12 protein-coding genes are annotated in these 13023 nt (G+C 65.9%); 5 read left to right on the top strand and 7 right to left on the bottom strand.

Going from position 1 to position 13023, the window contains the following annotated elements; translation table 11 throughout:
* Positions 1-125 precede the first annotated feature (125 nt).
* Complete coding sequence (locus ELEN_RS02840) at positions 126-2213, bottom strand: heavy metal translocating P-type ATPase (RefSeq protein ID WP_015760041.1); 2088 nt, start codon at positions 2211-2213, stop codon at positions 126-128.
* Positions 2214-2435: 222 nt separating this feature from the next.
* Here ELEN_RS02840 and thrC point away from each other — a divergent pair, with 222 nt between their 5' ends.
* Positions 2436-3989 (top strand): threonine synthase, encoded by a 1554-nt coding sequence (thrC, locus tag ELEN_RS02835; protein WP_226844571.1) that lies wholly within the window; start codon positions 2436-2438, stop codon positions 3987-3989.
* A gap of 41 nt (positions 3990-4030) precedes the next feature.
* Positions 4031-4375 (top strand): winged helix-turn-helix domain-containing protein, encoded by a 345-nt coding sequence (locus tag ELEN_RS02830; protein WP_009306177.1) that lies wholly within the window; start codon positions 4031-4033, stop codon positions 4373-4375.
* 33 nt (positions 4376-4408) lie between these two features.
* On the opposite strand, the gene ELEN_RS02825 is transcribed toward ELEN_RS02830, so the two are convergent.
* Positions 4409-5050 carry a response regulator transcription factor gene (locus tag ELEN_RS02825; RefSeq protein ID WP_009306176.1) on the bottom strand — a complete coding sequence of 214 codons (642 nt, stop codon included), beginning with the start codon at positions 5048-5050 and terminating at the stop codon, positions 4409-4411.
* Entirely contained in the window at positions 5047-6147 is a 1101-nt protein-coding gene (locus ELEN_RS02820; RefSeq protein WP_233946860.1) for a sensor histidine kinase, read from the bottom strand. The genes ELEN_RS02825 and ELEN_RS02820 overlap by 4 nt, the downstream gene beginning before the upstream one ends.
* Positions 6148-6342: 195 nt before the next feature.
* Between ELEN_RS02820 and ELEN_RS02815 the strand changes: the two genes are divergently transcribed.
* From ELEN_RS02815 to ELEN_RS02805, 3 genes are read left to right on the top strand one after another with little or no spacing between them, the layout of a single operon-like run.
* Entirely contained in the window at positions 6343-7278 is a 936-nt protein-coding gene (locus ELEN_RS02815; RefSeq protein WP_009306174.1) for an ABC transporter ATP-binding protein, read from the top strand.
* Between the two features lie 12 nt (positions 7279-7290).
* Positions 7291-8511, top strand: coding sequence for an ABC transporter permease (locus ELEN_RS02810; RefSeq protein ID WP_015760039.1), 1221 nt, complete (start codon positions 7291-7293; stop codon positions 8509-8511).
* Positions 8498-9733, top strand: coding sequence for an ABC transporter permease (locus tag ELEN_RS02805; protein WP_009306172.1), 1236 nt, complete (start codon positions 8498-8500; stop codon positions 9731-9733). The genes ELEN_RS02810 and ELEN_RS02805 overlap by 14 nt, the downstream gene beginning before the upstream one ends.
* A 106-nt stretch (positions 9734-9839) precedes the next feature.
* On the opposite strand, the gene ELEN_RS02800 is transcribed toward ELEN_RS02805, so the two are convergent.
* From ELEN_RS02800 to ELEN_RS02790, 4 genes are read right to left on the bottom strand one after another with little or no spacing between them, the layout of a single operon-like run.
* On the bottom strand, positions 9840-10304 hold the full coding sequence (locus tag ELEN_RS02800; RefSeq protein ID WP_009306171.1) for a type II toxin-antitoxin system HicB family antitoxin: 465 nt from the start codon (positions 10302-10304) through the stop codon (positions 9840-9842).
* Positions 10305-10334: 30 nt separating this feature from the next.
* The gene (locus tag ELEN_RS15855) at positions 10335-10520 is read right to left on the bottom strand and encodes a type II toxin-antitoxin system HicA family toxin (RefSeq protein WP_009306170.1); all 186 of its coding nucleotides are present in this window, start codon (positions 10518-10520) and stop codon (positions 10335-10337) included.
* A gap of 56 nt (positions 10521-10576) precedes the next feature.
* Positions 10577-12457 (bottom strand): InlB B-repeat-containing protein, encoded by a 1881-nt coding sequence (locus ELEN_RS02795; RefSeq protein WP_009608183.1) that lies wholly within the window; start codon positions 12455-12457, stop codon positions 10577-10579.
* Positions 12447-13022: a hypothetical protein gene (locus ELEN_RS02790; RefSeq protein WP_226844565.1), complete on the bottom strand. Its 576-nt coding sequence runs from the start codon at positions 13020-13022 to the stop codon at positions 12447-12449. Before ELEN_RS02790 ends, ELEN_RS02795 begins: the two co-directional genes overlap by 11 nt.
* Between the last annotated feature and the right edge of the window lies 1 nt (position 13023).

Here is a 13023-nt window from a genome sequence, read left to right as displayed (position 1 = left end):
CGAGTTAGCTTCATGTAACAAAAGTATCTTATAGCAAACTCTCGGGGAATGGAAGCCTTAGCTAACATTTTCCGCATATTGTTGGACTGGGACGAGGACGCTGCAGGGCGCGGGGCGCGGTCGCCTCATTTGTTTTTGAGGGTCATCGCGTTGACGGCGACGATGACGGTGGACAGGCTCATGAGGACCGCGCCCACGGCGGGGCTGAGCAGGATGCCCACCGGCGCGAGGACGCCGGCCGCCAGCGGGATGGCCACGATGTTGTAGCCGGCGCCCCACCAGAGGTTCTGCTTGATCTTGCGCGTGGTGTTCGTGCCGAGGTCGAGCAGGCGCACGATGTCCTCGGGGTCGCTTTTCACGAGCACGACGTCGGCGGAGTCGATGGCGACGTCGGTGCCCGCGCCGATGGCCACGCCCACGTCGGCGCGGGCCAGCGCCGGCGCGTCGTTGATGCCGTCGCCCACCATCATCACCACGTCGCCCGCATCGCGGCGCTGCTGCACGAGCTGCACCTTGTCCTGGGGCAGCAAGCCGGCGCGGAACTCGTCGATGCCGAGCGTGTGCGCCACGGCGCGGGCCGCCGCCTCGTTGTCGCCGGTGAGCATCACGGGCGCGATGCCGCGCGCCTTGAGCTGTCGCACCGCCTCGCGGGCGGTGGGCTTGATCTGGTCGCCCTGCGCCACCACGCCGCGCACCTCGCCGTCGATCACGAGGTAGCTGACGGTGAGGCCACGGCCTGCCAGCTGGTCGAAGGCGGAACGATCGTAGGGGATGCGCTGCTCGTCCAGATAGCGCGCGTTCGCGATGAGGGCGTGCGAGCCATTTTCAAGCACGCCCTTCACGCCGACGCCCGCCACGGCCTGCACGTCGCGCACGGCCGCAGGCTGCACGCCGCGCTGCTGCGCGGCGGCCACGATGCTGGCGGCCAGCGGGTGCGACGACGACTGCTCGAGGCCCGCTATGAGCGCGAGCGCGCGATCGTCGGCGGGGGCGCCGGGGACGTTGGGGGCGTCGGAGGCGTCACCGGCGGGGGCGCTCCGCTTCCCCACCGCGCGCACCTCGGCCACGCGGAAGTCGCCCTCGGTGAGCGTGCCCGTCTTGTCCATCATCACCACGTTCACCCGCGGCGCCACCTCGAGGGCGCGTCGGCGGCGCACGAGCAGGCCGTTGCGCGCGCCGAGCGAGGTCGAGCGCGCCGCCACGAGCGGAATGGCCAGGCCCAGCGCGTGCGGGCACGCGATGACGAACACGGTGACCATGCGCGTGAGCGCGTCCGACACGCTGCCGGTGACGGCGAGCCACGCGACGAACGCGACGAGACCAACGCTCACGGCGGCGTAGAACAGCCAGCGCGCCACCTTGTCGGACAGCACCTCGGCGCGCGATTTCTCCTGCTGCGCCTGCGAGACGAGCTGCATGACCTGGGCGAGGTAGCCCGACTGGCCGGTTCCGGTGACGCGCACGTACAGCGTGCCGTCGCCGTTCTGCGAGCCGCCGAACACCGTGTCGCCCTCATGCGCCTCCACGGCGCGCGCCTCGCCCGTGACGAGCGCCTCGTTGACGGACGACGAGCCGTCCGTCACCTCGCCGTCGGCGGGCACCTTCTCCCCCGCCTCCACCATGACGGTTTGGCCCACCTGCACCTCGTCGAGCGGCACGTCGGCGAAGGAGCCGTCCGCCTGCTTCACGTGCGCCTGCGCCGGCAGCAGTTCGGCCATCTCCTTGAGCGCGTCCCCTGCGCCCATGACGGCTCGCATCTCGATCCAATGGCCCAGCAGCATGATGACGATGAGCGTGGCCAATTCCCAGAAGAAGTCCATGTGCATGCCGCCGTCGTGCGCGACGCTGCCCATGGCGAACGCGTACATGCTGTAGACGTAGGCCGTGGTGATGCCGAGCGCCACGAGCGTCATCATGGCGGGCTTGCGGTTGCGCACCTCGTCCGCCGCGCCGCGCAGAAACGGCCAGCCGCCGTAGACGAACAGCACCGTGGCCAGCGCGGCCACGAGCCAGTCCGAGCCGGGAAACGACAGCGTGATGGGCAGCGCGAGCCCCATCGGCGACGACAGCAGCAGGATGGGAACCGCCAGCACGAGGCTCACGAAGAACCGCCGCTTGAGGTTCACTCCGTGCATCATCATGCCGCCGGAGGAGGATCGTCGTCCTCTGTTCGCGGGCTCGCCCATCGTCTGCACCTCGCTTCCGTAACGCATACGACGCTCAGCGTACCGGGCTTCGCCGCGGCAGCGGGGCGCAGGTTGATTCGTTACGGAACGGAAGGCGCCTGGAAACCCAGGTCGAGCAAGCAGGGCGGGAACGCGGCCGCTTGCAAATTGCGTGAAGATCCTCCGCCGATTCTGCCGCCGGGACAATTCCCAGCATAGTATACTGAGACGCGATACCAGTTCGGCGGAACACGGATGAAAGTGCAGGACATGGCTCAAAACCTCTACTCCGACACGCGCGGGCAAAGCGAGCGCCCCGTCACCTTTACGGAAGCCGTCATCGACGGCCTGGCCGCGGGCGGCGGCTTGTACGTGCCCGAACGCATCCCCGAGCTTTCCCTCGACGAGATCGGAGCGCTGGCCGAGCTGCCGTACGCCCAGCGCGCGGCGCGCATCTATCGGGCGTTCGACGTGGATCTGCCCGCCGAAACCGTCGAAGCGCTTATGGCCCAGGCTTACGGCGACAACTTCGACGACGAGCGCATCTGCCCCATCACGTCGCTTTCGGCCGACACCCACGTGCTGGAGCTATGGCACGGCCCCACGAGCGCGTTCAAGGACATGGCGCTGCAGTGCCTGCCGCGTTTCTTCTCCGCAAGCGCCGCCCAGCTGCGCGAGCAGGGCAAGCTCGACCACGACTTCCTCATCCTGGTAGCCACCTCGGGAGACACGGGCAAAGCCGCGCTCGAGGGCTTCCGCGACGTGGACGGCGTGTCCATCGGCGTCATGTACCCCGACGGCGGCGTGAGCGACATCCAGTTCAAGCAGATGGCCACGCAGCGCGGGCGCAACGTGCAGGTATGGGGCGTGCGCGGAAACTTCGACGACTGCCAGACGGGCGCGAAAAACGTGTTCGGCGACGAGGCCTTTGCGAAGAAGCTGCAGGACGAGCACCGCATCGCTCTTTCCAGCGCGAACTCCATCAACTGGGGGCGCCTCATGCCCCAGATCGTGTACTACGTGTCGGCCTACGCGCAGCTGGCGGCCGACGGCAAACTGAACCTGGGCGACGAGCTGGACGTATGCGTGCCCACGGGCAACTTCGGCAACATCCTGGCCGCCTACTACGCCAAGCGCATGGGCGTGCCGCTGGGCATGCTGTACTGCGCCAGCAACGAGAACCGCGTGCTCACCGACTTCATCAACACGGGCACCTACGACATATCCGAGCGCCCCTTCGTGCTGACGCCCTCGCCGTCCATGGACATCCTCGTTTCGTCGAACCTGGAGCGTCAGCTGTTCGAGCTCACGGGACGCGACGCCGCCGCCATAGCCGGCTGGATGGCCGACCTGCGCGGGCAGCGCCGCTTCCGCGTGGACGAAGAGACCTTCGCCCGCGTGCGGGAGCTGTTCGCGTCGGACTCCATCGACAACGCCACGTGCCTGGACACCATCAAGCGCGTGTTCGAGCAGCACGGCTACCTGTTGGACCCGCACACGGCCGTGGCCTACCAGACCGCCGAGAACCTTCGGGGCGAGAACCCCGTGCTCATCGCGAGCACGGCGCACTGGGCCAAGTTCGGCGACAACGTGTACCGCGCGCTGCACGGCATCGAGCCTGGCGCGCCGCTGCCCGACGACGTGGCCGCGCTGTCGGGCTGCAAGCTGAACGAGCTGATCGCGCGCGAGACGGGCGTCGACGACATCCCCCACGGCCTGGCTGAGCTGGACGCGCTTCCCATCCGCTTCGACGAGGTCATCGACGGCGGCACGAACGACATCGAGGCGGCGGCACTGCGTTTCCTCGAGCACCTGGACGACTGACGCGCATGCATGCGCAAGCAACAAGCAAAGGACGGAATCCCATGAGCGACCTTGCGAACCTGAAGCCGACGATCAGGCTTTCCATCATGAACCCGGATGCCGAAAGCGGCTCTCTGTTCGGCCGCGGCATCGCCAGCCTGTGCCTGGGCGTGCGCGAAACCGGCTCGCTCAACGCCGCTGCCAAGGGCATGGGCATGGCCTACAGCAAGGCCTGGCGCATCATCAAGGACACCGAGGCGGCGCTCGACTTGCAGCTGCTGAACCGCGACGGCGCTCACGGCAGCGACCTGACCGAAGCCGGCAACAAGCTTTTGGATACGTACCTCGCCATCGAAGAGAAGCTGCAGAAAGAAGCCGAGGAGCTGTTCGAAGCGGCGTTCAAGTAGCCCCCGTCCCTTTGTCTCATTCCCCTGTCTCATTCAGCGGTCGCGGTAGTAGCGGACGACCAGCTGGGTGCGATTCTTCAGATCGAGCTTCTGGAGGATGGCGCTGATGTGGTTGCGCACCGTGCCCTCGCTGAGGTACAGCCTGGCGGCGATCTCCTTGTTATCGAGACCCTCGGCCACCAGCTCCACGATGGCAGATTCGCGCTCGGTGAGGCCGCTGCGCATCTCGCCGCCCGGCGCGTTCTCCGCGCATGCGGGTCCTCGACTCATAAGGACGTCCATGCGATCAAGCACCTCGCCGCCAAGCACGCTCTGACCGGCCATGACCGTGCGCAAGGCCGGCGCGATGGTGGCCACTTCCTGCTTGATGAGGTAGCCCTTCGCCCCCAGGCGCAGGGCGCGCACGATGTACTCATCGTCGGAGAACGTGGTGAGGAACACGATGCGCGCGTGCTTGTGCGCGCCCAGGATGCGCTCGGCCGCGCCGAGGCCATCGGAGCCCGGCATCTGGATGTCCATGAGCAACACGTCGGGCCGTTCGCGCTCGAACAGCTCGACCGCCTCGTCGCCGTCGGCGCCGAGCGCGCACACCTCCACGTCGTCCTGCGCTTCGAGGATGGTCTGCAGCGACATCCGAACGAACGGGTCGTCATCGACGATAAGCGTCCTGATCATGATTTCTCCTTCGACGGTTCTTTCGGCACGGTGGCGAACACGCGGAAGCCTTTGCGGTAGCCGGTGCGCAGGCGCCCGCCCAGCGAGCTCACACGCTCCTCCATCGTCTGCAAACCGATGCCGGCCTGCGCGGTCGGGACATCCACCGCCGTAGAACGTGCACCGTCGCGCGAACCGTTATCCTGCACGATGAGCTGGTAGAGAGCCGGGTATTCGATGACCGACACGTCGACGCGCGTGGCGTCGCTGTGCTTCGCCACGTTCGACAGCGCCTCGCGGACGACGGCCACCACGCCGTAGGCGACGGGAAGCGGCACATCCTGGACGTCGTACACGAGGCGCACGTCGTCCAAGCCGCAGGCGCCGATGACGCCTTCCAGACGCGCGCGTAGATCGAACGCATCGTCGTGCAGGTCGTGCACGCTTTTGCGCACCGTGTCCATGACCTCGTGCAACGTCGCGCCCACCGATGCCAGCCCGCCGCGAACGCACTCGTCGTCGGCGTGCACCACTTGCAACGCCTCCACCTGCAGCACCGATCTTGTGAGCAGATGACCCACGTTGTCGTGTATCTCGCGGGCGATGCGGCTGCGCTCGGACAGGGTGGCCAAGCGCACCTCGTAGTCCTGCGCGGCCATGAGCTCGCGGTTCTTGTTCGCAAGCGACAGCGACGCCTCCTGCTGCTCGTCGCGCAGGGCGCGGTAGCGCTCGCGCTCCTCGCCCGCGCGTTTCGTGCGCCACGCCATGAGGCAGGCAGCCGCGCACAGCACGGCCGCGGGGACGAGCAGAACGTCCTGGGTGCGCAGCGCGGCCGCCAGCGGCATGATCCAGGACAGCCGCACGAGCCAGAACCGCTCGCCGAACAGCACGTACGCGACGACCGGCAGCAACGCGGAGAACTCCGGGACGAACAGCGCCGCCAGCTCGTACGCGCCCGCCGCCGCGAAGCGAAGCCGCGCATGCGGGTACACGTCGAAGCAGCACGCCACCACGATGGCGCACAGGAGCGCCGCGACATGCGCGCCGGAGAACGCCGCGAACGGCAAAAGCAGCAAGCACAGCGCAACGAGGATGATTTCGTCGATAACCCGATCCATGGCCATCAGTATAGCGGGCGGCAAGGCGCAGCGCGGCACGAGGACGCGACAAAATGACGAACCGGACGAGGTCCATGACAAATGTCATGGCTCCGGTTGAGACCGATGACGCCGCACACTTACGTGGAAACCGCTACAGGGGCATGATGGTGCCGACAACGAAATCGCGGAACGGAACCGCCACGAGGAGGAACCATGAACATCGTAGCCGTCGACAACTTGGTCAAGCGCTACAACGAGGTGCTGGCGCTCGATCATTTCAGCCTGCACATCGAATCGGGCGAAGTGTTCGGCCTTTTAGGACCGAACGGGTCGGGCAAGACCACCGCCATCAACTGCATCCTGCAGCTGCTGACCTACGACAAGGGCACTATCGAGTTGTTCGGCCAGACCATGCGCCCGTCCAGCTACGATTTGAAGCGCAGGATCGGCATCGTGCCGCAGAACGTGGCCGTGTTCGAGGAGCTGACCGTGCGCGAGAACATCGACTACTTCTGCGCGCTGTATGTGAACGACCGCGCGAAGCGCCGCGACCTTGTTGACGAGGCCATCGCGTTCGTCGGCCTGGAGGACTACGAGAAGTTCCGCCCGCGGAAACTCTCGGGCGGCCTGCTGCGTCGCCTGAACATCGCATGCGGCATCGCGCACAAGCCCGAGCTCATCTTCTTCGACGAGCCTACCGTGGCCGTGGACCCGCAAAGCCGCAACGCCATCCTCGAAGGCATCCAGAATATGAACCGCCAAGGCTCCACCGTGGTGTACACGAGCCACTACATGGAGGAAGTCGAGGAGATCTGCACGCGCATCATGATCATGGACCACGGCCAGGCGCTGGCCACGGGCACGAACGCCGAGCTCAAGGCCATGATCGGCACGGGCGAGAAGATCCAGATCGACGTGCCCGAGCTGGACGAAGCCACGTTGGCGCGCCTGGACGCGTTGCCCCATGTCACCCGCACGCTCTACCGCGAAGGCACGCTGGAACTGGCTTGCCAGAACGGCACGCACAACGTAAGCGACGTGCTGGCCGTGCTGCAGCGTGACGGCGCGCAGTTCGGGCGCATCTACGCCGAGCCGCCGACGCTGAACGACGTGTTCCTCGAGATCACCGGCACCGAGCTGCGCGATTAGGGGGCGGACATCATGTTCAACGTATTCAAAGGCGCACTGCTCGCGCTGGTGCGCGAGAAGAGCGTGTTCATCTGGTCGCTGGCGTTTCCCCTGATCCTGTCCACGATGTTCGTGTTCATGTTCGCGAACCTGGACGAGGCGGGGCAGTTCGAGCCCATCCCCACCGCGGTGGTGGCCGACGAGAACTACGACGCGGCGCCGGGGTTCTCGGAGATGATCGACACGCTGGCGGAGCCGGGAGCCGACCAGATGCTCGACGTGGCGCGCGTAGCCACCGAGCAGGAGGCGCGCGATCTCATGAGCGGAAACGATACCGCAGGAGCGGGCTACTTCAACATCTCGGGCGATGGAGCGGCCGGGTATTTCACGGTTGACGCCGACGGCATGCCCACCGTGCACGTGAAGGCGGGGGTCACGCCCGACTCGCTGGACAGCGCCTACCAGTCCATCTTGAAGACCATCGGCGACGGATACGTGCGCAACGCGGCGCTCATCGAAGACGTCGCCGCCGAGAACCCCGCCGCGCTGGCCGACATGGCGGCGGTGGAAAAGCTGCTGGACGCCGGCGATCTCACCGAGAAGATCGACGTCACGCAGAACCCGCCCAAAGAATCCGTGCGCTACTTCTTCGCATTGCTGGGCATGGCGGCACTGTTCGGTGGGCAGATCGGGATGATCGCTATCTGCCGCACGCAGCCGAACCTGAGCGCGCTGGGGGCGCGGCGCGCCGTGGGAGCGCTCAGCCGCGCGAAGACGCTGACGGCGACGCTGGCCGCCAGCTGGGTGCTGACGTTCGCCTGCATCGCCATCGCGTATCTGTACATCCGGTTCGTCGCCGGCGTGGATTTCGGCGGACGAGATGCGATATGCATCGCCGTGATCGCCGCCGCGGCCTTGACGGCGACGGCGTTCGGCACGCTGCTGGGCTCGCTGCCGAAGATCGACGAAAGCGTGAAGGGCGGCATGCTGTCCGGCATCGTGTGCTTCGCCTCGCTGTTCGCCGGGCTGTACGGCTCGCCCACGATGAAGCTGGCCGATACCGTGAACGCGGCGGTGCCCGCGGCGCAGCTGGTCAACCCGGCCGTGCAGATATCCCAAGCGTTCTACAGCATCATGTACTACGACACCTACCAGCGCACGATCGAGCACATCCTGATCCTGCTGGCCATGGCTGCGGTACTGTTCGCCGCGTCGGCTCTGTTCATAAGGAGGCAGCGCTATGCAAGTCTTTAAAACCGCGATCAAGACGGTGCTGCGGCACCCGATGTACCTCATCGTGTACGCCGGCTTCCTGAGCATGATGGGCGTGTTCATCGCAAGCGGCCTGACGTTCGGCGGCACGAACGACAGCGAGTTCTCGCCGTACGAGACGAAGTTCGCCGTGATCGATCGCGACGGAAGCGCGCTGTCGGACGGGTTGGCGGCCTACTTGCGGGAGCAGGGCATCGAAGTTCCCATCGAAGACAGCCAGATGGCGTTGCAAGACGCCGTGGCCAAGGGTCAGAGCTCGTACATCCTCATCGTTCCGGAAGGGTTCGGCGACGCGTTCGTGGAAGCCGCGCGCACCGGCGACGAGCTGCCGACGCTCGAGACGGTGTACAGCTTCTACTCCACCGAGGGCAGCCTGATGGACCAGATGGTGAATTCGTACCTGGGCATCGCGGGCGCGTACGCCGGCCTCGAAGGATCGGCTTCGCAGGGCGATATCGTGCAGCACGCAGCCGAGGCCATGGCCGAATCGGCGGAAACGGACAGCGTGGAAGTGGGCGGAACCTCGTCCGAGGCGCAGCGGTTCGTGTTCTTCCTCCAATGGGGCACCTACACCCTGTTCGCCTCCATCATCGTGTGCGTCGGCGTGATGATGACCACGCTCAACCGCACCGATCTGCGCCGACGCAACCTCGTGTCGCCGCTGCCGTCCCTGTCCTACGGGCTGCAGCTGGCGGCGAGCAGCCTGCTGGTCATGACGGCGGTGTGGCTGTGGACGATCTGTTTGGGATTCACCGTGTTCCATGAGGCTACGTCGATGATCAGCGGTCCGGGGCTCGCGCTGATGGTCGCGGCGTCGTTCGTGTTCGCCACGATCCCGCTTTCGGTGGGCTACCTGCTGGGTCAGCTGGGCGTGGGAGAATTCGCCAGCAACGCCTTGGGCAACATCCTGGGCATGGTGATCTCGTTTCTGGGCGGCGCCTGGATATCGTTCGACCTGCTGGATCCGTCCGTGCAAATGCTGGCGCACTTCTCGCCCGCCTACTGGTACACGGGCGCGCTGCAAGCAGCGGCCGACATGGGCGCGGCCACGCCGGAGGCGGTGATACCCATTCTGGAGAACATGGGCGTGATGCTGCTGTTCACGGCGGCGATATTCGCGGTGGCGCTGGTGGCGGGACGGCTGCGCGTGCAGAGCTCGGAAGCCGGGGGCAATGCCGCTGCGGCGCACGCCACGCACGGGTAGGCGCACGAGCGAGGGCGGGAACCGCGTCGGTCGATGGCGAGGGCCCCGCCCTCGCCATCGGTCCGGGAGAACGTTCCTGCCTGACTGCTGGAGTCTAGCCCTCGCGCTACGAAGCCGTTTCCGCGACGCTTTCGAGGCGGTCGCTCTTGCGCGGGCGGCCCGGCTTCGGCGGGTTGTTCAGACGCTCCTTCACGCTGGAAAGGTACACGTAGTTGTCGCGGCCCTGCTTCTTGGCGGCAAGCTGGCCCGAGCAGATCATCTGGCGCACGCGGGCATCGCTCACGCCGAGCAGGTGCGCCGCCATCTTCGTGGTCAGCACGCCCCGCTCGGTATCGACGTCGACCGATAGAGCGACCAGCAGGCCTTCGTGCTCGATCGGGTACGTCGGCTTCGGCAGAGGCTTGTCGAGCTGCAGGTAGTCGTCGATGAGGAGCCAGAGGACTTCCGCAGCCATCGCGACGGCATCTTCCATGTCGTCACCGCAGGTGTAGCCGTTCTCGAAATCGACGAACTGCACGCTATAGCCGTCCAACTCGTTCTCCGTGAAAATCGCAGGATACATGTAACGCATGGTTCGTCCTCTCTCGCGCTTTTTCACACCTCAGCGCCACCGAGCGGTTTTGCGGATGCTCTCCCATAATCCCTTCGGCAGCTCTTTCCGACGAAGCGGCAGCATGATCGTTCGGTCTCCCCGCTTCAGCTTCCGATGAGAGCCTTTGCCTCCTCCGACGTCCTGCCAGCCCTCTCTGAGCAGTCGACGATATATCTCGAACGGTTTCGGCGGCATGCGATCTGCTCCTCTCGAACTATAACTCCAACGTTAGTATTACGCAAGCGTAAGGTTTAGGAAAGCGCGATGCCGTCGTACACGGGAACCGACCATTGCAGGTACGCAACAGTGTTGCCGGTGATGCGGGCCGATCGGGCGGGAGCGCCCTCGCCTGCGGCCGTCGGGTAGGCGCCCGCCTCGCACGTTGCCTCGCGCATGCGGTCGTGCTGCTGGAACCACACGCTGCTCCCCCGATCGAACGAAAGGCGATCGCCGTAGAACAGCTCGCGCGACGGAGGCGGCTCTATGCGGGCGAGCGGCTCGAGCCGCGCCTCGTCAGCGAAAAGCTCTCGGTCGGCGAACAACGCGACGGTGCGATCGGTCAGGGCGTACGAAACCGTCACGCGGTTGCGTCCGTACAGCGAGAGACCCGCCTCGGGCACGATCGAGCCTTCGGCGAAGGGCCGGGTGCACGCGGCGTCGAGGTACCAGCCGTCGAAACCCGCGCAATCGGCCTTCGTCGCCTGGGCCGTCGCCTGGCTGTTCGACCGATACGCGCATCCCGCCTCGACTGACTCCGAGAACACCGCCCCGTCGGCTCCGTCGGCGTAGTAGGCGATGCGCGCATACGGCTGCCATCGCGCATAGTAGGTCGTGCTCGACGCGACGGAAACCCGATCGCCCGTCTTGCCGATCAACGACCCGCCCGAAGGAGCGTCGTACCACCCCTTGAACGTGCAATCGGATTTCGTCCCCGGATCGGGAAGCTCGACGTAACCCTCGTCCCATTGCGCGTAGAGGTTCGTCGTTCCCGTCGTCGCGCGAAGGTTCTTGACGGAGGCCTTGTTCCCGTACGACGAGCCGGTTCCGTCGGCACGCTCGTTCCATGACTTCCAGCCCCAAGTGCAGTCCAGCCGCTTCACGCCTGCCGAGCCTCCCTGCGCGTCGCAGGTGAGCGTGTAGCTGCGTCGGAAACCGTTCGCCGTGAGAGAGCGCGCCGCGTCGTACACGTGCGACGACGACGCGGTGCTGCCGCCCGTCGCGCCGTTGCCGTTGTAGGACACGGTGTAGGATATCGGCTTCCACACTGCGTACAGCGGGATGATGTTCGACCCCGAAGGCGACGGCTGCCCAGCAGCCTCGTCGCGGAAGAACGCCGTCGGGCTGCTTCCCGCCCAATCGTGCGGGATGTTGCTGCACTGCAGAAGGTTCCAGTCTTCGTATCCAATCTTCTGGCCGGGTGCGATGTTCACCGCGCCGTTTTTCGTCGTCGACCACCCCTCGAACGTGTAACCCGTCCTTGTGGGCTTCTGCGACGAGATGTTCGCCGTGGTGCCGATGTACTTGTAGTGCGCAGCCGGCGCGCCGCTTCCGCCGTTCGCGTCGTACTGTATTTTGACGCGCGGCCAGAAATCAACGGACCCGTAGCAATTCAAGCCGTAGTCCGTATTCAGAAGGTATACATGGCAGTACATGAGCGCATCGAACCCGCCGTGCTTCGATATGACGGAGCCTCCCCATCCGTAACCGTAGGTGGCGATGCACCCGAACCCGTTGCCGTTGCCGCTGCCGTCGAGCTTGCCGCTTCCCATCACGGCGCCCGCTCGCGTCCAGCGACCGTTGTCGCCGGTGTACCAGACAAGGTCGTCCTGACCGTTCGCGGCGCTCCATACGGCGAACCGATACGCCTCGATGCGAGAATGGATGCCGCCGGGGGCGTTCCAACTGGGCATGTCGAAGCGCGGTCCGATGGGATCGGAGCCGATGAGCTCGAGGTAGTTCGCTGATGCGTCCGCTCTGATCCAAGCTCGATTGTAGATGGTCTTTGTATCCGTGGTCCTATACGAGTACGCGAACGCCTCGCCCGTCTCCAGGGCGGCGAGGCCGAAGCTGGCTCCCAAAAGCACGGCGGCGGCCAACAGCGTGCGCACCACGCGATGCACCTCACGCTTCATGGTCCGCCTCCCCGCTCTTCCGCTCCAAAGCGCGCTCGAACGCCGCGTTCGCATCGTCCTCGAAGACGAAGCTGCAATCGGCGACGGCGCGCAACTCGTCCTCGGACAGGTCGCGCGCGTCGATCGCCGCGTACGCGATCTCGAGATCGTCGGCTGCGGAAGAGCCCTCGCCGTAGTCGCGCGCGACCGCATCGCCTGCGGCGAGCACGGTGCCGTCGCGCAACATGAGCGACGGGAGCTGCGGGACGATCTCGTACGAACCCGCGCCGAGGTAGGCGGTCTGCACGCCCGACCCCTCGAACACGAGTTGCTCGTCGCAGGTCGCCCCGTCGATCTGCGTACCCGACACGAACACTCCCAGCCCGGTGTTCTCGGACGACCAGCCGTCGCATCGCAAGTTAACCTTCAGTTCGATCGCAGCTCCGTCGACGCCTACGGCATCGACGGAGCGCCCGCACGCCCTCCAGCCGAAGAACGCGACGGACGCCACCACGACCGCAACGACGGCCGCGATGCCGCAGACGACCCGCCTTTCAGGATCCATCCCTTTGTTCGCTCGTCTCACG

The sequence above is a fragment of the Eggerthella lenta DSM 2243 genome (assembly GCF_000024265.1).
Taxonomy (GTDB): Bacteria; Actinomycetota; Coriobacteriia; order Coriobacteriales; family Eggerthellaceae; genus Eggerthella; species Eggerthella lenta.
This window is presented reverse-complemented; position numbering and strand designations above follow the sequence as displayed.